This window comes from Spongiibacter sp., from assembly GCF_984394615.1.
The window spans coordinates 1-21320 of the sequence record NZ_CFHTQA010000021.1 but is presented as its reverse complement, the minus strand read 5'-3'; the positions used below and the strand labels follow the sequence as shown (position 1 = coordinate 21320).

Here is a 21320-nt window from a genome sequence, read left to right as displayed (position 1 = left end):
AGTGACACCGCCCCAGGCAAAAGGTCCGCTGCGCTACCTGCTGCTCTTGCTGGCCATCGTCAGCCTGTGTATTGCCATGTTGGGTGTGATCTTGCCGGGTCTGCCTACCACGGAGTTTTTGCTGATTGCCGCCTGGGCTGCTGCGCGCAGCTCACCGCGATTTCACAATTGGCTTACGCAGCACCGGATATTCGGTCCGATTCTCGAACAGTGGCAGCAAGGCTATTTGCCTCGCAAAGTAAAACTGGCGACCACCTTCACTATGAGTATCGCCGCACTGGTTCTGGTGCTGACCGTGTCGCACCGCATCAGTGTGGTCGTCACGCTGCTGTGTATGGCCGCCGTATTAATCTGGCTGTGGCGATGGCCGGAAAAAGCCCCCCCGCAATAGCTCGCACTTACTCCCGCCGGTAATCATCCAGTATTTGAGCAACCGCTCGTTGGGCTGGCGCTTCTGAAAAAGCGTCGCCCTTATACTTATCAGCCAATTCAAATAACGCCGCAAACAGTGGCTTGCCGTCTTTCACTTTGCGCAAAGAGAAGCCCGGATGTGCATCAAACATCTGCGTCCACTGCTGTCTCACTAACTGCCAATAGGCGCCGGTTTCCCGCCAATAGCGATCACCCTCGCTGAAATCAAAGTCTACTATTCGCTGATATCGATTATTGCCCAGTTCTTTGGCGAGATACGCGGCAGGCTGCGCCTTGTCGCCCAGAACGAGCTTCAGATTTTCTTCTTCCTGCACCCAACCGCTTGGCAGAATGACATGTCGGTTGACGCCCTCCAGCACCTGGTAATCACTCCGCACACTCGATTCACGACGCGGCAGAGGCCGCCAGGTCGTCTCACTCTCCCAGGCGGAAAAACTACCGGTATGCTGCCAGCGTCCCACCGAAGCATAGCGCGGTGAATCATCGACCTGATACACACTCTGCACCCAGCGACCCCTGGCCTCTGAGCGACTCAGGCGCTGGCGCTGCCAGCGCGCTTTCCCCACATAGGCCAACAGCTCTCGTCCCTCATACTGCCAGTCCTGACGCCAGTGCTTCATGACCATCGACTCACTGAGACGACCTTCCTCATTCTGAAACACCATCACCATGATGTGCTGGAGGCTAATGAAGTCGCCGCGATCTTCCACAACGTAGACATATTCTGTTCCCCAGCTTTGATATGGCTGCGCCGGCGTGTAATCAGCACTAAATCCCATGGTTTCAACAAACTCGAAGCTGGCGCGATAGCCCCCTGTCATTGCCAGAATGGCCCGGCGATCCCGCTCAAAATCGCTTAAGCCGGGTGCCTGCAACGCCTTCCAGGCTGCACTTGGCTCAGTTGACAGTGTCACCGGCGCTCCCTGTGTGGTGCCGCCACGGGGGGCGTCAAAACAGGGGCCACTGAGATTCCAGCTAAACACATACTGCGTGGTGGGACACCCGACCGTGGCCTTTTCATCGGCCTGGCTCCAGGCCGATGTCATCACAAGCAGACCGACAACGAGTACGTTTAACATCATTACGCTCACCTTATGCCTGACTCTCTATCACCGTGTTCACGCATTGTAAGTACGCGACCGCTCACCATCAAAACCGCACGCTCCAGCAGGAACCCGCCTGCGACAGGATTGTCACTGTAAGCGCCGTTTATCATTGATAGACTTTGCTGTATTCCATTTCGAGACTGACTTCACCATGACAACACGCACTTCTCTTCTATCCCTTTTCATCGCAGTCACCTTGCTGATCAGCGCCTGCAGCAATACGCCTGAGCAATACCCCGACTCGGCGCACAATGCCCGCAATGCGCTGGACTGGATGGGTGTCTATCGCGGCGTACTGCCCTGCGCCGACTGTGAGGGCATAGAAACTGTCGTCGTTTTGCGCAGCGACGGTCACTACACCAGCCAGTCAAAATATCTGGGGCGGAGCGATGACATTTTCTCGGCTCAGGGGCGCATCGAGTGGAACAAAGCCGGTCACACCATCACACTGCCCGAGCAGGACGTCCGCTATTTCGTGGCTGAAAATCGCCTGCTTCACCTCAATCAGAATGGCGCAGGCATTCATGGGACTCTTGCCAATCAATACGCGCTGAACAAGCTTGCCGATGGCGTTACCGGGCGCTATTGGACTCTAGTGGAACTCAATGGCAAAGCCCTGGAACCATCGCCCCAAACGCCGTATTTTTCGCTGGACAGTGAAACCGGACGGATCACGGGCTACGCTGGCTGCAACCGTTTCTTCGGTGGCTATGAGCTGGATGCCGCCGCGTCACGACTGCGCTTTACCCAGTTGGCATCGACCATGATGGCCTGTCCCGACCGCCGGGAAACTGAAGCCGCATTCATGGATATGCTCCGCAGTATCGACAACTTCAGTATCAGCGACGAAACACTGAGCCTTAACCGCGCGCGCATGGCACCGTTGGCGCGCTTTGAGGCGGTCTATATTCGCTGATTCGGCGAATCAAACAGCAGGGAAGTCACTGTGCGGGCCAGACCATAACCCCTCCGGGGTTATAGATGATCGCCATCAGTACCCGCACCGTTTCACCCTCCGCCACGGGCTTCACCATACGCAGCGTGGTGGTTCTGGCAGCTCGCTCTGACGGCCGCTCAAAGCCTTTTCCCGCCGGGCGAGCAAAGATCACCTCGGTGTCATCCACCTGCCCCTTATGGTCCACGAGCACATGGAGCACGACCCAGCCCCAGCTCTCCCCGCTCGCCACTCTGCGCGGTAACGTCGGAATTCTGAAGGACTTCACGTCAAAATCTGTCTGGGGCACGAGCGGCAGCTTGTCTGGAACCAGTTTCCCCTCACCATCCAAAAATTGGATTGCCCGAGCCCGCCTCACTGCCGCATCACCCTCTGGCCAGGACGCCAAACGCTGCACATGATCTTCCAGTGACGCCCTCGCCCATTCACTTTTCGGCCCGCGATTCACCAGATGTAAAACACGCCACCAGCTCTGTGCGCAGGCCGCTTTCGCCTCACCATAGCAGTCTGCATGCATGGCCAGCACACCCCATCTGCGCTCTTCCTCAAATGGCGCATCCAGCACTAAGGGAAGCGTCGGCATGACCGACTCCAAGTAGTTGAAGGCTTGCCGGGTGATGCGCTTAACGCCGTCATAATCCTGCAGATACAACTTGGCCAGCCCCAACTCGAAGGAGGGTTTGACGAAAGGCCCGTCGCAAACAGCGGCATTTTCATACAGATCAAGCACTGCAGCGTACTGCCCTTTGTCCAGCAGTACATTAGCCTGCTCTGCCAGAATCTGGTGTCGCAGCATATTCGAGGGCGTCGCGAGCGCCATCGCCCGAGCCAGATACTCGTGAGCCCGCGCCAAGTCGCCAGATGCACGAGACAGACTGCCGGCAAACATCAGCAGCGAGGCTTCCGTATTCGGCGAATCCGCGGCTTGCACCGCGCGATCAAGTTCACCGATTGCCGCGTCAAACTGCTTATCCATGGCGAGTCGCTGAGTGTATTGGAGTGTGGCGGTAAGGGCTTGAGGGTGCGCGTAGGACTCGCAACTGGCAGGCGTCTCAGCGGCTAACAGTCCCAAGGGAAAGCAGAGAATCAATAAGCGGGGTATACGCAGAAGCGGTATCAAAATCATCACATCCCTGTCAGCACACTGTGGCGCAGACTCCCTCTGCACCGTTGTTTTTACTGTATCAGACCCAATAGTGCGCAGCCATCACCGCCCAGCGCTAGCCGCGCCTCAACGGCTCTCGCCCGCGGGCTTCTGCATTCGGGCCATTCCCTGCAGAAACGACAGCGATTGCATCGGTACACGCCCAAGCCATATAATGAGACTTATTATCATTATCATCTAAAAAGATCTTCAGAGGAAGCCGCTGTGCCGGGCACCGATGCCACCATAACTGCCAACGTTCGTGATCTATACAGCGACCACCACAACTGGTTACAGCGTTGGCTGGGTGGCAAGCTGGGATGCAGCGACAGAGCCGCCGACCTGATGCACGACACCTTCCTGCGCCTGCTGACGCGAGGGGAATACACGCCTTTAAAACAGCCACGCGCCTACCTACAAACCATTGCCAAGCGCGTTTTGATTGATCACTGGCGCCGCGAACACATTGAAAAAGCCTATCTGGAAGCCTTGGCAAACCGGCCCGACGAATACGCTCCCGGACCGGAAGAGAAGCACCTGTTGCTGGAAACCCTTGTAGAGATAGATCGACGTCTGTCCGGCCTGCCCATCGTCGTCAAACGGGCATTTTTACTGGCACAACTCAGCGGGCGCAAACAGCACCAGATCGCCGAGGAGCTGGAAATATCACTGAGTACCGTCAAGCGCCATCTGGTCCGCGCCTATACGCAATGTTATTTCGCATTGGACAGCGACCACTGATGCAAGCACAGAAATCGCCAGGGAGCCGCCATATCCGAAATGACTTTGCGCCCGACGTTGTCCAGCAAGCGGTTGAGTGGATTCTGGCCCTGCAGGACGCGCAGCAACCTCAAAAAATCCGGGCAGACATCGCCAACTGGTGCGCGGCTTCCCCCGAGCACCTGCAGGCATGGCAGCAGGTTGAACAGCTCAGTGGTCGCTTCGGCCTGCTGGCAAACCCCGAACACGCCCAGTTGGCTCAAGATACGCTGACGGCGACAAGTCCTTCACGCCGCACGGTTCTCAAAGGCTTCTCGGCAATACTGATCACCAGCTCCGTCGCCTACGTCAGCCGAGAAAGCGGATTGATCCGGCAATGGCAGTCAGATATCTACACCGCGACCGGCGAGCAACGCAGGTTGACGCTCAACAATGGCACAACGGTGGTATTAAACAGCAACACAGCCATTCAACTGGACGACTCACACTCGACGCTGTCACTGTTGGAGGGAGAAATCCATGTCTCCAGCAAGGCAAACGGCGACGAGCCAATAAACCTGCTTAGCCCGAACGGCCACATTCAACTGTCTCCTGGCTCCCGGTTGGCGCTACGCCAGTTCAAGGATAACTGCCGGCTGGCAGTCTATGAGGGAGAAGCACGGTTACGCCCCGCGCAAGCCTCAAGCAGTTGTCTGATCAGCGCAGGCCAAGCCACCCGTTTCACCGCGCATGAGTGGTCCCCTTTAACAGCAGTGCGTCAGGACGAAGCCGCCTGGATTGACGGCATGATAGTGGTTCGCGACATGCCGCTGGCCGAGTTTATCGCCGAGCTGCAACGCTACCGCCCCGGTATCCTTCGCCTCGATCCATCGCTGGCCGCCTATCCGGTTTCCGGCACCTATCCGATCAGCCAAACCGATCAGGTGCTGGAAGCATTAAGTGACGCGCTGCCTATCCGGCAACGACGCGTCACCCGTTACTGGATCACGCTCCTGCCCGCTTAAAAAAATACTGAGATCGCTGAGCCATTTTCGGCGCTCATCCGACAAGTAGAGGTAAGCACCTCTATTTCATTGTCGAAAGGATCACATCATGTCATCGCAATTTTCTCACTGGCACCTGTTTCGCCCATCGCTTATCGCGCTGGCGTTAAGTGCCCCTCTGGCGCTGCCCATCACCGCCCAGGCGGCGTCCGCGCAAACGGTCGTCCAGCGATATCAGATTCCTGCAGGCACACTCGAGCAGGCATTGAATGCGCTGGGACGCCAGGCGGGCATTGTTCTGATGTTTCCCAGTGAGCTGGTCCGCGGCCAGCAGAGCGCGGGGCTGCAAGGAGAATTCACCGTGGATGCCGCGCTGATGCGTCTGCTGGCGGGAACGTCACTTACCGCGACCCGACAGGATGGCAGCGGTTACAGTATTCGCCAGACGCAGGAAGGCACGACGACTCTGCCGCCCCTGACCATCAGCGCCTCCAGCCCCGCCAGCACCCAAACCACCCTCGGCTATAACTATGAGGAGCTGCAGACACAGCAACCGCAAAGTATTAAGGACGTATTTCGCGATCAATCTGCCGTTGCCGTCGGCGGCTCGATCCCCGTCAATCAGAAAGTCTATGTCCGCGGCGTGGAAGAAAGTGCCATGTTGGTCACGGTCGATGGCGCACGCCAGAACAACAAGGTCTTTCACCACAACGCCACCAACTTGATTGATCCGGCACTGCTAAAAGCGGCGAGTGCCTCCGCGGGTGTCTCGGCGGCCGACGACGGCCCCGGCGCTCTGGGTGGCAGCCTGAAATATGAAACTGTCGATGTCGCCGATGTGCTCACACCCGGTCAATCGCTTGGCGGCTTTCTGAATGGCCGCTATGCGTCCAACGGCGACCAACTCACCACGGCGGGCTCGCTGTACGGTAAAAGCGGGGGGCTGGAAGCACTGGCTTTCATCAATCACAGCAATGGCAACAGCTATGAGAATGGCGAGGGAGACACGGTACGCTTTACCGCTCCCGACTTGCTCAGTCGACTGATAAAGGTTGCCTACGAAACCGAGCAACAGGACCGCTTCGAACTGTCTCATGAGCGGGTCAATGACAACTCACTTCGCCCCTATCGCGCCAACTTTGTCGGACTGACGGCGGGGCGCCCGGTCCCCGAGTCACGGGTCTATGATCTCACCAGAGAGAACACGACCTTTAACTACAGCCGTGAAACCGGCAGCGGCCTCTGGAACCCCAGCATTACGCTGGCCAAAAGTGAGACGGAGCTGGAAACGCGCGAACACCCGCTTGCCGCCCCCAGCACCACACTGGTGTACACCGGTTTGACGGAAAGCCAGTCCGCAACCGTGAAAAACCGCTTTCACAGCCGTTTTGGCGAGATCACTGCTGGCCTGGATTACTACGATGACCGCGCGGCATTCATGTCCGCCGGCTCCCCTACCCTTGAAGAGAAGGCCGACAACACCGGGGCCTTTGTTCAGCTTCGGCAAACGCTGGCAGACGGCACACTGGATCTGTCTTATGGTCTACGGCATGACCGAGAGTCGTTTACCGGCACTGACGGCTCGGATCACAGTGACTCCGGCAGCAGCGGCAATGTATTTGCCGATTATCGCGTCAACAATATGCTCAGCGTCAACGCGGGGTATGCCAAGGTGTGGGGCGGGATAGCCTTAGCCGAAAACTTTATCCTGAACAGCGCCTGGGATTACCGCGATCTGAACGCCGTTGATGCCAGCAACTATACCGTCGGCCTGCGCCTGCTGCTGGGGGATATCATGGTGGAAGCCAACCGCTACCGCACCAAGATCGAAAATGGCCGTGTACCGTCTTACAGCGGTGGCTCTGCGCTGGTCGCTGACTTCGACATTGACGGCTATGACCTCGCCCTCAGCTATAACACTGCGCTCACTGAGCTCTCTCTCAAATACGCCGACATCGAGTCTGAGAAAGATGGCGAACCGGCAAGCTCTTACGACGGCAACTACTTTACCGCGCCGCTCGGCAAGCTGATCACGCTGAATGGCAAACTCAAACTGCTGGCGGACCAACTGATGCTGGGAATGAGCGCAGAAGTTGCACTGGGCAATGACGACACCCGCGACAGTGGCGCCAAGCAAAAGGGCTACACGGTCGTCAATCTCTACGCCGACTATGCCGTCCTTTCCTGTTTGTCGCTGCGACTGGAGGTCGATAACCTGATAGACCGCGCGTACACCGATCGCGCCAGTTACGGACAGGAATTCACCACGGTGAAACCACTGCTGGAACCGGGTCGCTCCGTCGCCGTAAGCGCGCGCTACACTTTCTGAGGCAACTACCTGCTGATATCGTGCTCCCCGTCTACGGGGAGCGCTTCACCACTCCGTCGCATTGCACTGACACCACCCAGCGTCTATAACACGAGAAGCGTTTGCCTTGGCAACAGGCGCCCCACGTTTCCTTCTCACTGAATACCGGAATACCTCACAGCCTTAACGTGCAACGCCAGCCATTGCACAATGCTTGATACCGATCAAACGCCTATCGTTTCGATAGGAATAATATTCTTTACGGTTATTAACATATTCCGTAAAAGTATATACACAGACACGCACTACTCATGCTACCCACAATGGAGTGAATATAATGAGCTTACGACTTGGTGATACCGCCCCCAACTTCCAGATTGCCACCACTAGCGGTGATATTGATTTCCACGACTGGGCCGGTGATTCCTGGGTATTTTTCTTCAGCCACCCCGCCGACTTTACCCCGGTCTGCACCACGGAAATGGGCCGCACAGCGCAGCTTTCCGGCGAGTTTGAAGCCCGCAATGTCAAACCGCTGGGCCTGTCTACCGACTCAGTGGAAGAACACCTGAAATGGATCGAAGACGTGAACGACACGCAGAACACCAGCCTGCGTTTCCCGATCGTCGCCGACAAAGATCATAAAATCGCGCAGATGTACGAAATGATCCACCCCGGTGAAAGCGAAACTGCCGCGGTGCGTTCGGTGTTTATCATCGACCCCAATAAGAAAATCCGCCTGACCATGACCTACCCGATGAGCGTCGGTCGCAACTTCACGGAAATTCTTCGGGTCATCGACTCGCTGCAACTGAGCGATGCCAAGCGCATTGCCACCCCGGCAGACTGGACTCCAGGTGGCAAGGTCATCATTCCGCCCAGCATCAGCAACGACGAGGCGAAAGACCTGTTCCCGCAGGGCTGGGATGAACTGCGCCCCTACCTGAGACTGACCGACGTCAAGTAAGCATCTGCGGTGCTTGAAAGAAAGGAGGTGTCCGGAAAACCCGGCGCCTCCTTTTCGATTGTCGATAAGCGCCATCACCCGCATTCAGCAGCGAAACTGCGCAGGCGTCATCCCCGCCCAGCGTTTGAAGGCTTTGCTGAAGGCACTTTCATCGGAAAAACCCAATGCCGACGCGACATCGCTGACCGGCTCTCCCGCCAGTAACTGTTCCTCTGCCATCTTCTGCAGCAGGCGACTGCGCAGCAGTTTGAAGGTGGTGCCCTCCTCCTGCAGTTTTCGCACAAGATGGCGACCGCTCATCCCCAACTGCTCGGCGATGCGCTCTTTACCCCATCGGGGCTGCTCGCGAATCAGGTTCTGGACCTGTGCGCTCAGGCCGATGCGCTCCAGCTCCGCCAGCATCTGATCGGCCAGCAATCGCAGTTGATCACGCATGGCTTTATTTGCCTGTATCAGCGGTGTGGCTTGCAAGCCGGGAGCAAATACCAGTGCGTTGCCGTCCTAGTCGAACTTCACCGGCACCTCCAGCAAATTTTCGTAGAGGGCTTTCTCTTCCGCTGGCGGCTCCGGCATCGTCAGCTGCAGGGCCTCGGCTTCAAAATGTCCGCCCGTCACCCAACGCGCCATATTCAGCACACAGGCCAGCACGGCGTCGACGCGCTCGCGTTGGCGAATCTGGTAGTGGGGTTCGTAACTCAACAGGCAGTGTTGTCCGCGGTGACGAAGAGAGAAGTCGCCGCCCTCACCAACAATGGGGTGATACTCCAGCAGCAGGTCCAGTGCTTCCCCCTGCGTTTCGCAACTCATCAGCAACATGCCGACCAGATCCAGATGGCCAACCTGAAGATTCAGACCCAGCCGCAGTCCCGCCAGCGAGTCGTCGGCCGCTGCGCAGTAGTGCTCCCACACCTCGTCCTGAATATGCATGGGCGTTCGCCCCTGGGCCGTCGCCTGCTGACATAAGTCAGACGGCAGACAAATCCCGTTGCGTTCCGCCGCCTGCAGAATGCCCTGGGTATACGACAGAGTGACTGATGTCTGTTCTAACATTGTCCTGAATCGCCCTTACTGCGTCCCGAATAAGCCATCACAGGGCTGCCGGGAATGCGTATTCTTATTCTCGCGCTAACCGAGACATAAAAGCATAACAACTTGCCCGGAGTCGACAGCATGTACGCCGTTATTGGCGCAGGCCCAATGGGGCTTGCCACCGCTCGCAATCTGAAGAAATACCATATTCCCTTTGTCGGCTTTGAGCTGCACGCCGATGTGGGCGGTCTCTGGGATATCGACAACCCCCACAGCACCATGTACGAATCGGCCCATTTGATCTCGTCGCGGCGAATGACGGAATACGCGGAATTTCCCATGGGAGATGGTGCACCCTACCCCCATCACAGCGAGCTGCGTCAGTACTTTCGCGATTACGCCAAACATTTTGATCTCTATGCCGACTACCGTTTTAACACCCGCGTCCTGTCTGTGGCGCCCAACGACGATGGCAGCTGGTCGCTGACTTCCGCAAAAGACGGCATTGAAAAAACCGAGACTTTTGATGGCGTGCTGATCGCCAATGGCACGCTGCATGAGCCCAATATGCCGAGCCTACCCGGTGAGTTCGAGGGCGAACTGATGCATTCGGCGCAGTATTGCAGCGCCGACGTCTTTGCGAACAAACGCGTGCTGGTGGTGGGCTGCGGAAATTCCGCCTGCGATATCGCGGTCGATGCGGTGCACCGTGCAAGCAGCGTGGATATTTCCGTGCGCCGCGGTTACTACTTCCTGCCGAAGTTTATTGCGGGCCGCCCCACCGACACGCTGGGCGGCAAAACACCGCTGCCACGCGCCATGAAACAGAAAGTCGATGCGGCCATGGTACGCATGGTGGTGGGCAAGCCCTCAGACTACGGCCTGCCCGACCCCGACTACAAAATGTATGAGTCTCATCCGGTCATCAATTCCTTGGTATTGCACCACCTCGGTCATGGCGATATCCGGGCACGCTCGGGCATCGACAGCGTAAACGGCAAAACCGTCACCTTCAGCGACGGCCACCAGCAGGACTACGACCTGATTCTGATGGCTACCGGCTACCTTCTGCATTATCCGTTTATCGACAAAGCCCTGCTCAATTGGCGCGATGGCGATGCGCCGTCGCTCTACCTGAACTGCTTTCATCCGCAGCGCGACAATCTGTTTCTGATGGGCATGATTGAAGCCACCGGCCTCGGATGGGAAGGTCGCAATGAACAGGCGGAAATGGTTGCGCTGTATATTCGCCAACTGCGCGACGGCAAAGCCTCTGCCGCCGCGCTGCAAAGCCGCATTCGCCAGTTTGGTGGCGAACGCCTGGATGGCGGCTATAACTATCTCAAGCTGGAGCGCATGGCTTACTACGTTCACAAGGACAGCTATCGCAAAGCGCTGAAGCAACACACGGCCTCGCTGAGGGCAGATCTGGATAACCGCACATCGCGCTCGGCAAACGCAGTTTAACCCTGCCCAGACGCGAGAGACGCTGTTATGTATGAATCGGTTCCCATCAGTTTCAGCACCCAGAACCTGATCGTTCTCAACGGCATTCTCGCCGGCATGATCTTTGGCGTGTCCATGGGACTGAAAGGTGAAGACCTGTTGCGGGTCATTCGCAAACCCAAAGCCCCCGTCGCTGGTCTGATTGCGCAATTCCTGCTGTTGCCCGCAGCCACCGGCCTCCTGACCTGGTGGTTCGGGGTTGAACCGGAACTGGCACTGGGGATGATCCTGATCGCCTCCTGTCCCGGCGGCACCTTCTCCAACATCATGACCTGGATCGGCCGCGCCAGTGTGCCGGTGTCGATCAGTATGACGGCGGTCTCCAGCCTGGCGGCCATCGTCATGACACCGCTGAATTTTGCGCTTTACGGCTACCTCAACCCGCTTACCCGGCCACTGTTACAGGATATTTCCCTCGAGCCGCTCAGCATACTCACGCTGGTCGCCTTGGTACTGGTGATTCCCATGCTGCTGGGTATGGCCGTGGGCAAGCGCCACCCGCAGTGGGCCGAGCGTGCGGAGAAACCGATGCGCGTCGTCACGCTTATGGTCTTCGTGGTGTTTGTCGCGATTGCCTTTATCAACAATCAGCAGGCAGCGGCGGAGTACGCCGACGAGATACTAATCTTTGTCGCCCTGCAAAACCTCGGCGCTCTGCTGCTCGGCGATCTTGCCAGCCGCACCGCTCGCCTGCCTCAAAACGAGCGCCGCGCCGTCACCATGGAAGTCGGCATTCAGAATTCCGCGCTGGGGCTGTCGATCATATTTACCTTCTTCCCCAACGCTGGCGGCATGATGCTGATTGCCGGGTTCTGGAGCTTCTGGCATCTGCTGGTCGGCCTGCTGCTCGCGCTCTACTGGTCAAAAACTGCGGAGGCGACATGTCTGACGTCATCTTGATTACCGGTGCCGCCGGTTATATAGGCAGCAAACTGGCCGAGCGCCTGAGTAAAACGCACACCGTGGTGGGCGTGGATATCCGCGAACCACAACAGGCCTATGGCAAAGTCATTTGCTGCGATATTCGCGACGCCGTGCTGACGAATATTATTCGCGAATATGGTGTGACTCAGGTCGTTCATCTCGCCTCGGTGCTGGAAAGCAGTGGCGACGAACAGCGCGACTACGATATCGACGTGAACGGCACTCGCAATGTGGTCGAAGCCTGTCTTGCCAATGGTGTCAGTCAGTTGATTGTCACCAGCTCCGGCGCCGCCTACGGCTATCACCCCGATTCACCGGAATGGCTGGATGAACAGGACGCCCTGCGCGGCAATCGCGAAATCCCCTATTCCTGGCACAAATATCTGGTGGAGCAGTATCTGGCCGAGGTTCGCCAAGCGCATCCGGAACTGAAGCAACTGGTGCTGCGCCCCGGCACCGTACTCGGCAAAAACACCCGCAATCAGATTACCAATCTGTTCGAGAAAAAACGGGTACTGGGCATTCGCGGTTCCCGATCGCCCTTCGTGTTTATCTGGGACGAAGACCTGGTCGCCGTGATCGAAAAAGGTCTGCGGGAACATCGCGAGGGCATCTACAACCTTGCGGGCGACGGCGCGCTGACCATCAGCGAAGTCGCTCAGCGACTGCGCAAGCCCCTGATTAATTTACCGGCCGGACTGATTCGCGCCGCGCTGACGGTTGGCCACGCACTGCGCCTGAGCCGTTATTCTGCGGTGCAGGTCAAGTTTCTGCGCTACCGCCCGGTACTGAGTAACCGCCGACTCAAAGAAGAATTCGGTTACCAGCCACAACTGAGTTCCGCGCAAACCTTCGAACTGTTTCTAGATCACGCCCGCCAGCGAGGACAACTCTGATGGCCGTTTCGATGACAGCGCCGACGAAATCCGTCCTCATTACCGGCGCCGCCAGCGGACTGGGCTGGGAACTGGCGCAGCAGTGTTTCGCGCGGGGCGACCGGCTGCTGCTGGTCGATCGCAATGCCGCGTTGCTCACGCAGCGCGAGGCCACACTCAATGATCCGACGCGGGTGTTGAGCTGCGTGGCGGATCTGTCCGAAGCCAGCGGCATTGCCGCCACCCTCGACGCAGCACAGCAGCTGCCGCAACTGGATGTACTGATCAATAACGCGGGGATCACCCATCGCTCACTGGCAGGCAATACCGACCCCAAAGTGTTTCGCAAGGTCATGGCCATCGACTGGCAGGCACCGGTTGAGCTGGCGGTCGGCCTGCTTCCCGCACTGCGCCAACAGCGCGGCTGCATTATCAATATCGGTTCAATGGCGGGCTGGATGCCGGTGCTGGGCCGGGCGGCGTACTGCAGCGCCAAATCGGCGCTGGGACAGTTCTTTGAAGTGCTGCGCGCGGAAGAGAAAGACAATGGCGTCAAGGTGTTGATGGTCTACCCCGCTTTTGTGAACACCTCCATTGAGCAGAATGCCTTGGGCGCCGATGGCGGCAAAGCGCAACACGCCCGCTCCACCATCGGTGGCATAGGCGAAGCCGCCCCGCTGGCGACGGCGATTCTGCGCGCCATGGATCGCGGTCAGGCTCAGCTCTTTCCGCACCGGGGAATCTGGCTGGCAAGCCTGTTGTGGCGACTGGCCCCCGGACTGTTTCACACCCTGATGCGCCGCAAGTTTGCGGTGGAATTGCAACAGATTTGAGCTTGGAGACCACAATGGACCCATGGATGTGGCTGGGCCTGTGTATTTTTATCGCCTTTGGCATCGAGGCCATTACCGGCTTTGGCAGCATTGTCATTGCGCTTTCACTGGGCGCCCTGCTGCTGCCAATAGACGCCATGCTACCGGTACTGGTGCCGCTGAACATCTGTATGACCAGCTATCTCGCCATTCGCCACCGCCAGCATATTCACTGGCCGACCCTGCTGAAAATGATTCTGCCATTGATGGTGGGCGGCACACTGCTGGGCTATCTGCTGCGCCCGGCACTGGGTGACAACACCCTGCAAATCCTGTTTGGCGCCTTGGTTATCTGGTTTGCGGCTAGAGAACTGTGGCGCAGCATCCGGGGATTAAAGGTCAGTCAGCACGGCAGCGGGTGGACCCGTAGCTGGATGTTGATCGCGGGCATCACCCACGGCCTGTTCGCCTCGGGCGGACCGCTGCTGGTCTACGCGCTGACCGGCACGCAACTGTCGAAATCGGCCTTTCGCGCCACGCTCATCAGCGTCTGGCTGAGCCTGAACGGCCTGCTGACAGTGGTCTTTGCACTCGATGGCAGCCTGCTACCAGCACTGCCCCGCATTGGCATGATGCTGCCAGTGCTGCTGGCCGGTGTAGTGATTGGCGAATTTCTGCATCACCGGGTCAACGAGAACCGATTCAAGCAACTGGTCTATACCCTGCTATTACTGACGGGCGCCCTGCTCATCATCACCACGCTGTAAGCGCAGGCCGATAACAACAATAAGGAGTACGCCATGACTAAGAATACCGCCCATCGCGCCTCGCGCCTGAGACAGGTGCCGGCGAGTCTGGCCGTTGCCACCCTGGCGCTGTCCGGCACGGCGCTGGCACAGCCGAATAAACCCGCACGCGTCATCGAAGAAGTGGTGGTGACCGCCCAGAAATCCCAGCAGAGCCTGCAGGATGTGCCCATCTCCATCAGCGCCCTGTCCGGCGATTTCATGCAGGAGAATGCGATAGGAGACCTCGTGGAAGTCTCCACCTACGTGCCCAATGTGCGGGTGGAATTTACCAGTCCCTCCTCGCCGCAGGTGTTTATCCGCGGCTTCGGCACCAACAGCTTCAACCCCAGCTTTGAGCCCGCCGTAGGGCTGGTGCAGGACGAAGTCTTCTTCGGCCGTCCCTCGTATTTCAGCGAATCGATGTACGACCTCGATCGCGTGGAAGTGTTGCGCGGCCCCCAGGGCACGCTATTCGGCAAAAACACCATTGCCGGGGTCTTCAACGTCGCCAGCCGCGGCGCACCGGCCAACGTCGGCAGTGAAGGCAGACTGGCCTATAAACACGAAGAATACGGCGAACAACGGCTTGAAGCGGCACTCGGCTACCGCCTCTCGCCCAGCCTCGGCCTGCGCATCGCCGTGCTGGACTGGCAGCGCGATGGGCGACTGGAAAACACCTTTTTGGACCGTAAAGAAGACGACCGCGATCAGCAGGCCTGGCGTCTGAAACTGGAGTGGCAACCCCGCGATGATCTCAGCCTGGAGCTGCTTGCCCAGCAATCCGATACCCACGTCAACTTCTGGCCCCGGCAGTTGATGGCGCTGGATCAGGATACGCGGGACTACCTGCAGAACTTCGACCCCGAGATCGAAGACGATCCCTATGACTTCCAGACCAGTTTCAGCGAACCCGGTACGCTCTATCAGGGCTCCGATACTCTGAGCCTGAAAGCAAATTGGGATATCGGCCCCGTCGGTGGCTTGAATGCGCTGGACACAACCATTATCGCGGCGGTGTCATGGCTGGACGTGGAGCAAAGTCAGGATCTCGATGTCTCCCCTGCCGATCTGCTGAATTTGGACGAAGTGGACGACTACCGCCAAACCTCGCTGGAATGGCGTTTCAGTGGCAGCGCCGATAGCCTGTTCGGGCTCGGGCAGAGCGTCGAGTTTATTGCCGGTGCCTACTACTTTCAGTCCGACTTCAATATCATCGCCGATATTATCGTGGGTCAGGACATCGCCTCCTACCTGGTCACCAAGGACGCCCAGCAAATGCTGACCGGCAGCCTGGATGTGCCCGGCAATCCACTGGGCGGGTTGCTCGGTGGCCTCGTTCCGCCGCTGACAGACCTGATTAATGAAACCGACTACTACCGCTTCGACTACTTTCAGGACACGGAAGCTGTCGCCCTGTTCGGTCAGGTATCCTGGGACATTACCGACAAGTGGGTACTGACACCGGGGCTGCGCTACAACTCGGAAACCAAGAAATCCACGCCCACCGGCACCGCAGTCTGTACCAATAAAGGGCTACTGCCCTGCCTGACGGCCACGCTGGTCGGCGGCCAGGATTACGCACCGGGCACCATTGAGCGCAAAGAGAGCAAGCTGTCACCCAAGCTGTCGCTCAGCTATTACCTCACCGATGCCATTTCCTTTTACGCCGCCGCCTCCATGGGTTTCAAAAGCGGGGGCGTAAACGCCATCTCCTTCTCCGGCGAAGGCCTGGAATACGAGCCGGAGCAGGCGCGCTCCATCGAGCTGGGGATGCGCAGCCAACTGCTGGACAACACCCTCAAATTTAACGCCACCTTGTACCGCATGGATTTCGACGACCTGCAAGTGCTCGCCTTTAACGGCCTGTTCTTCGACGTCAATAACGCCGCTGCCGCCTACTCAGAAGGTCTGGAAACTGACATTCAATGGCTGACACCCTACACACCGCTGAGCATCGATGCCTCCATTGGCTACCTGCGCGCCCGCTACAAAGACTACGACTCAGCCCCGGCACCGATCACAATGGGCATGGGTGCCCAGCAGGACCTGAGCGGAAAAACCCTCGCCTTTGCACCGGAAGTCAGCGCCACCCTGAGCCCGTCATTGGAATACAGTTTCGGCAATCTGCAACTGAAAGCGACCTTGAATATCCAGTACCGCAGCGAACACTTCACCGACACCGACCTCGACCCCAACACAGAGATTCCCGACACCACCCAGTACGCCGGGAATATCTCCCTGCGTCATGCCCTGCAGGGCTGGGCACTGACTATCGGTGGCAAAAATCTCACGGACGAACGCCGTCTGAATCAGGTCATTGATACGGCGCTGTTCCCCGGCACCTACAACCCCAGCCAGAATCCGGGACGCAGTGTGTTTGCCAGTGTGAGTGTGGATTGGTAGGTCCCGCTAGGGAACGTCAGGATGCAACCTCGGTCACGCCCTGACGTTTTTTGAGAAGCTGTTACTTTCTGGCAGTAACGTCGACCTTCACCGTCTTACCACCAGCGCAAGACAACGTTGCCGCCATTGCGACGTCATAAGTTTTACGGTCCAAACTGTTTACGGTGACGGCTTCGCTGCCATCTCCCTGCAAGCGACAGGACGTACCGTCTTCAAGCGTGACATCGAGCTGCTTAAGCGACGGCGCCTGCCCGGGTAGTGACATGATACTCGCCGATAACTCTGCAGTTCCCATTGATTTCATGTCTTTCGACATGCTGGCACCGCGAACCATCGACACCATCGGTGTCCCGCCGGGCACCACAATGCCGCCGCCGACTGAACCATTCAGGTCACCACTGTAGTTCACTTGCCAACCACTGCTTGCGGCATTTGCCATACCCGCCTGAGCAAGACACAGGCCCAATACTGCCGCTCTCGATGCTGTCGCGAGCCGCCGCATCGCGAAAGTACTTTTCAAAATAGTCTTTTTGTCGTCATGACGCAGCGACAACGGTGTCTTCGTGTTTGCTAGAAATACCATCCTTAGTCTCCAAGATAATGGGAATTACCCAAAGCACCCTAGTGTCCGATGCCATCGACAATCGGTCAATTCTTATGCGTCACAATTCGACAGTCGGCAAGCAACAATCATGACTTGGGAACAGTGACAAATCACAGGGGCTTGCCAATATGATTGCGGCCCGATCGCGAGAAATGTCCGTGCGGGTCATACATCAGGATGGACGTAAGGAGAGAGAAGTATTCAGCCATAAAAAAACCCGGCACAAGGCCGGGTTTTTAAATAGTGGCGCGCTCGGGAGGATTCGAACCTCCGACCGCCTGGTTCGTAGCCAGGTACTCTATCCAGCTGAGCTACGAGCGCGTCGAGGTGGCGTACTATATTCAAGGGCCATTTTGCTGTCAACGCATTTTTTAAAAAAAGCTTAAAAATCCTCGCCTTGTACGAGATTTGAGCAATGCGGCCCGCTACTTGGCCACGTACGGGACGCTCATCATCCGGTCGCCGATGAAGGAGCCGATGTAAAGGCGATCTCCCACCTGCTGAGCAACCGTTCCCGCTCCCATCGGCGCGCCCTGCTGGGTGAGGACGACCTCGGTCTGCATGGTTTCCGGATCAAGTCGCACAATACGGAACTTGGCCGGACAAGCCCCCTGCTCGGCCCCTAGGCAGATAACAAAGTCCCATAGACTCAGGTCGTGGCTGGCAATCAGCAGTTTGCCGCTGGCATCCCACTCGCTGTTGTCGGGGCTCTTCACTTCCGCTTCGCCCAAAAGCTCACCCGTGAAGCGATCGAGCTTCTGTACACGCGAGCCCGCCCACAGGTTGATGAACAGGCTTTTGCCATCGGCTGACAGCTGTATGCCATTCGGGTAGTCACCCTTGAAGTTGGGCAGTTCACTGAAATCCTGTCCATCCCAATGGAGAATGCGGCCCGGGTTGAAGCCTGCAAGCGCGGTGATTTCCTGCCACCCCAATTCACCCACAGGGGTGTCGCCACGGGGGTACATATGGCTGGCCATAAAACCGCCCTCCGGCAACGCGACAACATCGTTGAGATTGCTGCCCTCAGGAGGAATAACACAGCCCTGCCAGCGCAACTGGCTTTGCAAGCCTCTACCCTCGATTTCGAAAAATTCAATGGATTCCCGGCCGCCATGATTGATGACCAGCAGCTGCTGTCGGCCATCAGGGCGCTCGGAGAGGGAAATACCGTGAGGGGCAAAATGATGGATATCGGGCGCGGAGCATTCCGCACTCCCCCAGGGTTCGCTGGGCGTCTTCACCGCCAGTCCAAGGTCGATGCGACGCTTTTCCCCGCTCCCGGTATCGAACAGCGCCAGCGCACCGGGCTTGCCGCTGCCGTGGGCTTCCATTTCACTCACGATTAATGTCTGACGATCCCCCAGTACTTCCATGTCTTCGGGCTTCTGCCAACCACAGAGCGCAAGGCGATCCCCCACGTCTTCGCAGTCGCTGATCAGGCGCGGTCGCTCCCAGCACGCCACCAGTAGCAATAGGGGAATCAGCAGTAAAATGCGCATCTCAATCAACCTTATCTGTTATTGTTTTGACGAGCGGTAACGCTGCCGTAATTGCGCGACAAAAACCAGTAGAAAACAGGACTTGACCCTGAAGTGGACTCAAGGCCTACACTCGGCACTCGATTCGCAACTATTTTTTTGCTGCTGACGTATACTTTCACAATGCCTCGTATCGCCCTGCTCAGTATCTTGCTTCTGCTCTGCCAGCCCCTACTGGCGGCGCTGGTGCCTGCGAGTCACGCACATGTTATGCATGCCCATGACGAGGCACCGGCATCCGCGATGAGGATGGGCGATACGCATGCGGCCAGCGCACACGATTGCTGCGATGGAACAATGTCTCACGCTATGGCGCCCCACAGTTCAGAGCACACTCAGGACAACAGCTGCTGTGAAGACAACTGTCAGTGCAGTATCGGCTGTCAATTGAGCTTGCTGTCATCGATGACAATTCCCGGGCAGGCGGTCATTCAGGCGAAGTTCAACCGCCCGCCAGATGCCCTGAAGCATGTCCCCCCGACTCGCCGACTGAGGCCGCCTATTCACCTGTTTGGTTGATTGCCCGCGCCCTGAGCGCAAAACCAACATATCGCTTCAACACAGGTGAAATACCATGACACGACTACCGAGATTCCTCATTGCCCTGCTATGCCTTTGGGCAGCCAATACCTCGCTGGCCGAGACCACCAGCATGACCGTGTATAAAAGTCCGACTTGCGGCTGCTGTACGGCCTGGGCCGAACATATCAATCGTGCGGGCGTTGCGACTGAACTGCATAACCGTCAGGACATGCATACCATCAAGACGCAACTGGGTATCCCCAATGAGCTGCAGTCCTGCCATACCGGGACGATCGACGGCTATGTCTTTGAAGGTCACGTCCCTGCCGCCACCATCGGGCGCTTTCTGGCAGCCCCGCCCGAGGGCGCGTATGGGCTGAGTGTACCCGGCATGCCCATTGGCAGCCCCGGCATGGAAATGGGCGAACGTCTGGATCCCTACGCCGTCATTCTGCTCAGCAAAGATGGCCAGCACCGCGTTTACGAACGCATTACCGAGCTGCAGCCATAGGAGGGATCATGAGCAAGATACTCTCGACTCCCCTGCCCCGCCGCCGCTTTGTTACCGGCGCGGCGGCGGGCGCGGCCTTGCTTGGCCTGTCTCCGGGCAGCGTGCTGGCGCGCTCGCCACAGCGCCAGCCCGGCCAGGTACCCGAGCTGCGCGGTCAACGCTTCGATCTGCATATTGCTTACCAGTCGGTGAACATTACCGGGCGCGACGCGCTGGCAACCGTCGTCAACAACTCGCTTCCCGCTCCGACCCTGCGCTGGAAAGAAGGCGAGCGCGTGCATCTTCGGGTACACAACCATCTTGCAGCCGACAGCTCGATTCACTGGCACGGTATGATTTTGCCCAGCAATATGGACGGTGTGCCGGGTATGAGCTTCGCCGGAATAAAGCCCGGCAGCTACTACGACTACACATTTGATGTGCAGCAAAGCGGCACCTACTGGTATCACAGCCATTCGGGCTTTCAGGAGCAGACGGGCGTCTACGGCGCCATTGTTATCGATCCGGCAGAACCCGACCCGGTACAGGCTGACCGCGAGCATGTGGTGGTGCTGTCAGACTGGACCGATCAGGCACCGGAAGCCCTGTATGCCCGGCTGAAAAAGCAGAGTCACTATTACAACCGCCGCGAGCGCACCGTGGGCGATCTGTGGCAAGACCTGCGGGAGAAGGGCTTGAGTGCTACCTGGCAGGATCGCGCGATGTGGAATCGCATGCGCATGAGTGACAGCGATATCGCCGATATCAACGGTCTGGCCTACACCTTTCTGGTCAACGGCCACAGCCCCGATGACAATTGGCGCGCGCTGTTCAAGGCAGGGGAAACGGTCCGCCTGCGCATTATCAATGCGGCGGCAATGACGCTGTTCGACCTGCGCATTCCCGGCCTGGAAATGACCGTAGTCGCTGCCGACGGGCAGAATGTCGAGCTGGTCACCGTAGACGAATTCCGTATTGCACCAGCGGAAACCTACGATGTTCTGGTTCGCCCCAGTGCCGATCGCGCTTACACCTTGTTTGCCCAGAGTATCGATCGCAGCGGCTACGCCTGCGCCACACTCAGCCCCAACAGTGAGTGGCAGGCCGAGATTCCCGCCATGGATCACGCCCCGCGGTTACATCACCGCGACATGGGCATGGACCACAGCGCAATGGCGATGGCCGGGGCGGCACATGCGGGTCATACACCC

At 58.0% G+C, this 21320-nt stretch carries 20 protein-coding genes and 1 tRNA gene; 14 read left to right on the top strand and 7 right to left on the bottom strand.

Annotation, left to right across the window (positions count from 1 at the left end; genetic code table 11):
- Nucleotide 1 precedes the first annotated feature (1 nt).
- On the top strand, nt 2–391 hold the full coding sequence (locus tag AC5DB9_RS09545; protein WP_286846074.1) for a YbaN family protein: 390 nt from the start codon (nt 2–4) through the stop codon (nt 389–391).
- A gap of 7 nt (nt 392–398) precedes the next feature.
- On the opposite strand, the gene AC5DB9_RS09540 is transcribed toward AC5DB9_RS09545, so the two are convergent.
- On the bottom strand, nt 399–1514 hold the full coding sequence (locus tag AC5DB9_RS09540) for a DUF6607 family protein (RefSeq protein ID WP_491732046.1): 1116 nt from the start codon (nt 1512–1514) through the stop codon (nt 399–401).
- Between the two features lie 175 nt (nt 1515–1689).
- Here AC5DB9_RS09540 and AC5DB9_RS09535 point away from each other — a divergent pair, with 175 nt between their 5' ends.
- The gene (locus tag AC5DB9_RS09535) at nt 1690–2454 is read left to right on the top strand and encodes an META domain-containing protein (RefSeq protein ID WP_272991326.1); all 765 of its coding nucleotides are present in this window, start codon (nt 1690–1692) and stop codon (nt 2452–2454) included.
- A 25-nt stretch (nt 2455–2479) separates the two neighbouring features.
- Here AC5DB9_RS09535 and AC5DB9_RS09530 read toward each other — a convergent pair whose 3' ends face one another.
- On the bottom strand, nt 2480–3469 hold the full coding sequence (locus AC5DB9_RS09530; RefSeq protein WP_272991328.1) for a tetratricopeptide repeat protein: 990 nt from the start codon (nt 3467–3469) through the stop codon (nt 2480–2482).
- A gap of 393 nt (nt 3470–3862) precedes the next feature.
- On the opposite strand from AC5DB9_RS09530, the gene AC5DB9_RS09525 reads away from it, so the two are divergent.
- The 4 genes from AC5DB9_RS09525 (at nt 3863) to AC5DB9_RS09510 (ending at nt 8615) form a co-directional block, all read left to right on the top strand.
- Nucleotides 3863–4378, top strand: a complete 516-nt coding sequence (locus AC5DB9_RS09525; RefSeq protein WP_272991329.1) for a sigma-70 family RNA polymerase sigma factor — start codon at nt 3863–3865, stop codon at nt 4376–4378.
- A complete protein-coding gene (locus tag AC5DB9_RS09520) occupies nt 4378–5361 on the top strand; it encodes a FecR domain-containing protein (protein ID WP_272991330.1) in 984 nt (327 codons plus the stop codon). Before AC5DB9_RS09525 ends, AC5DB9_RS09520 begins: the two co-directional genes overlap by 1 nt.
- Before the next feature lie 88 nt (nt 5362–5449).
- Complete coding sequence (locus AC5DB9_RS09515) at nt 5450–7669, top strand: TonB-dependent receptor (RefSeq protein WP_272991331.1); 2220 nt, start codon at nt 5450–5452, stop codon at nt 7667–7669.
- Nucleotides 7670–7985: 316 nt separating this feature from the next.
- Nucleotides 7986–8615 carry a peroxiredoxin gene (locus AC5DB9_RS09510; RefSeq protein WP_272991332.1) on the top strand — a complete coding sequence of 210 codons (630 nt, stop codon included), beginning with the start codon at nt 7986–7988 and terminating at the stop codon, nt 8613–8615.
- An 84-nt stretch (nt 8616–8699) separates the two neighbouring features.
- Here the strand turns inward: AC5DB9_RS09510 and AC5DB9_RS09505 are convergent, their stop codons facing one another.
- Both AC5DB9_RS09505 and AC5DB9_RS09500 read right to left on the bottom strand, forming a co-directional pair.
- A complete protein-coding gene (locus AC5DB9_RS09505; protein ID WP_272991333.1) occupies nt 8700–9050 on the bottom strand; it encodes a helix-turn-helix transcriptional regulator in 351 nt (116 codons plus the stop codon).
- 66 nt (nt 9051–9116) lie between these two features.
- A complete protein-coding gene (locus AC5DB9_RS09500; RefSeq protein ID WP_272991335.1) occupies nt 9117–9665 on the bottom strand; it encodes an AraC family transcriptional regulator ligand-binding domain-containing protein in 549 nt (182 codons plus the stop codon).
- Nucleotides 9666–9785: 120 nt separating this feature from the next.
- Between AC5DB9_RS09500 and AC5DB9_RS09495 the strand changes: the two genes are divergently transcribed.
- Genes AC5DB9_RS09495 through AC5DB9_RS09470 form a run of 6 tightly spaced genes read left to right on the top strand, consistent with a single transcriptional unit; the run spans nt 9786 to nt 16952 of the window.
- Nucleotides 9786–11111, top strand: coding sequence for a flavin-containing monooxygenase (locus tag AC5DB9_RS09495; RefSeq protein ID WP_272991336.1), 1326 nt, complete (start codon nt 9786–9788; stop codon nt 11109–11111).
- A 27-nt stretch (nt 11112–11138) separates the two neighbouring features.
- Nucleotides 11139–12050, top strand: coding sequence for a bile acid:sodium symporter family protein (locus AC5DB9_RS09490; RefSeq protein WP_272991337.1), 912 nt, complete (start codon nt 11139–11141; stop codon nt 12048–12050).
- Nucleotides 12032–12970, top strand: a complete 939-nt coding sequence (locus AC5DB9_RS09485) for an SDR family oxidoreductase (RefSeq protein ID WP_272991338.1) — start codon at nt 12032–12034, stop codon at nt 12968–12970. The genes AC5DB9_RS09490 and AC5DB9_RS09485 overlap by 19 nt, the downstream gene beginning before the upstream one ends.
- Nucleotides 12970–13782: an SDR family NAD(P)-dependent oxidoreductase gene (locus AC5DB9_RS09480; RefSeq protein ID WP_272991339.1), complete on the top strand. Its 813-nt coding sequence runs from the start codon at nt 12970–12972 to the stop codon at nt 13780–13782. The genes AC5DB9_RS09485 and AC5DB9_RS09480 overlap by 1 nt, the downstream gene beginning before the upstream one ends.
- Nucleotides 13783–13796: 14 nt before the next feature.
- On the top strand, nt 13797–14528 hold the full coding sequence (locus tag AC5DB9_RS09475) for a sulfite exporter TauE/SafE family protein (RefSeq protein ID WP_272991340.1): 732 nt from the start codon (nt 13797–13799) through the stop codon (nt 14526–14528).
- 33 nt (nt 14529–14561) lie between these two features.
- Nucleotides 14562–16952 (top strand): TonB-dependent receptor, encoded by a 2391-nt coding sequence (locus AC5DB9_RS09470; protein WP_272991342.1) that lies wholly within the window; start codon nt 14562–14564, stop codon nt 16950–16952.
- Between the two features lie 61 nt (nt 16953–17013).
- Here the strand turns inward: AC5DB9_RS09470 and AC5DB9_RS09465 are convergent, their stop codons facing one another.
- The 3 genes from AC5DB9_RS09465 to AC5DB9_RS09455 form a co-directional block, all read right to left on the bottom strand.
- Nucleotides 17014–17535 carry a hypothetical protein gene (locus AC5DB9_RS09465; protein WP_272991343.1) on the bottom strand — a complete coding sequence of 174 codons (522 nt, stop codon included), beginning with the start codon at nt 17533–17535 and terminating at the stop codon, nt 17014–17016.
- 265 nt (nt 17536–17800) lie between these two features.
- Nucleotides 17801–17877 (bottom strand) — tRNA-Arg (locus AC5DB9_RS09460).
- 104 nt (nt 17878–17981) lie between these two features.
- The gene (locus AC5DB9_RS09455; RefSeq protein ID WP_157581110.1) at nt 17982–19058 is read right to left on the bottom strand and encodes a YncE family protein; all 1077 of its coding nucleotides are present in this window, start codon (nt 19056–19058) and stop codon (nt 17982–17984) included.
- A 613-nt stretch (nt 19059–19671) separates the two neighbouring features.
- Between AC5DB9_RS09455 and AC5DB9_RS09450 the strand changes: the two genes are divergently transcribed.
- Together AC5DB9_RS09450 and AC5DB9_RS09445 are read left to right on the top strand one after the other, a co-directional pair.
- Nucleotides 19672–20130, top strand: coding sequence for a DUF411 domain-containing protein (locus AC5DB9_RS09450; protein WP_272991344.1), 459 nt, complete (start codon nt 19672–19674; stop codon nt 20128–20130).
- Nucleotides 20131–20138: 8 nt separating this feature from the next.
- Nucleotides 20139–21320: copper resistance system multicopper oxidase (locus tag AC5DB9_RS09445; protein ID WP_491732045.1), on the top strand; the 1182-nt coding region annotated here is incomplete at its 3' end.

What these genes read in the sequence shown, in the direction of transcription:
- AC5DB9_RS09540 (WP_491732046.1), bottom strand. Translation starts at nt 1,514, where the DNA reads ATGATGTTAAACGTACTCGTTGTCGGTCTGCTTGTGATGACATCGGCC.
- AC5DB9_RS09535 (WP_272991326.1), top strand. Translation starts at nt 1,690, where the DNA reads ATGACAACACGCACTTCTCTTCTATCCCTTTTCATCGCAGTCACCTTG.
- AC5DB9_RS09530 (WP_272991328.1), bottom strand. Translation starts at nt 3,469, where the DNA reads ATGGATAAGCAGTTTGACGCGGCAATCGGTGAACTTGATCGCGCGGTG.
- AC5DB9_RS09520 (WP_272991330.1), top strand. Translation starts at nt 4,378, where the DNA reads ATGCAAGCACAGAAATCGCCAGGGAGCCGCCATATCCGAAATGACTTT.
- AC5DB9_RS09515 (WP_272991331.1), top strand. Translation starts at nt 5,450, where the DNA reads ATGTCATCGCAATTTTCTCACTGGCACCTGTTTCGCCCATCGCTTATC.
- AC5DB9_RS09510 (WP_272991332.1), top strand. Translation starts at nt 7,986, where the DNA reads ATGAGCTTACGACTTGGTGATACCGCCCCCAACTTCCAGATTGCCACC.
- AC5DB9_RS09505 (WP_272991333.1), bottom strand. Translation starts at nt 9,050, where the DNA reads ATGCGTGATCAACTGCGATTGCTGGCCGATCAGATGCTGGCGGAGCTG.
- AC5DB9_RS09500 (WP_272991335.1), bottom strand. Translation starts at nt 9,665, where the DNA reads ATGTTAGAACAGACATCAGTCACTCTGTCGTATACCCAGGGCATTCTG.
- AC5DB9_RS09495 (WP_272991336.1), top strand. Translation starts at nt 9,786, where the DNA reads ATGTACGCCGTTATTGGCGCAGGCCCAATGGGGCTTGCCACCGCTCGC.
- AC5DB9_RS09490 (WP_272991337.1), top strand. Translation starts at nt 11,139, where the DNA reads ATGTATGAATCGGTTCCCATCAGTTTCAGCACCCAGAACCTGATCGTT.
- AC5DB9_RS09485 (WP_272991338.1), top strand. Translation starts at nt 12,032, where the DNA reads ATGTCTGACGTCATCTTGATTACCGGTGCCGCCGGTTATATAGGCAGC.
- AC5DB9_RS09480 (WP_272991339.1), top strand. Translation starts at nt 12,970, where the DNA reads ATGGCCGTTTCGATGACAGCGCCGACGAAATCCGTCCTCATTACCGGC.
- AC5DB9_RS09475 (WP_272991340.1), top strand. Translation starts at nt 13,797, where the DNA reads ATGGACCCATGGATGTGGCTGGGCCTGTGTATTTTTATCGCCTTTGGC.
- AC5DB9_RS09470 (WP_272991342.1), top strand. Translation starts at nt 14,562, where the DNA reads ATGACTAAGAATACCGCCCATCGCGCCTCGCGCCTGAGACAGGTGCCG.
- AC5DB9_RS09465 (WP_272991343.1), bottom strand. Translation starts at nt 17,535, where the DNA reads ATGGTATTTCTAGCAAACACGAAGACACCGTTGTCGCTGCGTCATGAC.
- AC5DB9_RS09455 (WP_157581110.1), bottom strand. Translation starts at nt 19,058, where the DNA reads ATGCGCATTTTACTGCTGATTCCCCTATTGCTACTGGTGGCGTGCTGG.
- AC5DB9_RS09450 (WP_272991344.1), top strand. Translation starts at nt 19,672, where the DNA reads ATGACACGACTACCGAGATTCCTCATTGCCCTGCTATGCCTTTGGGCA.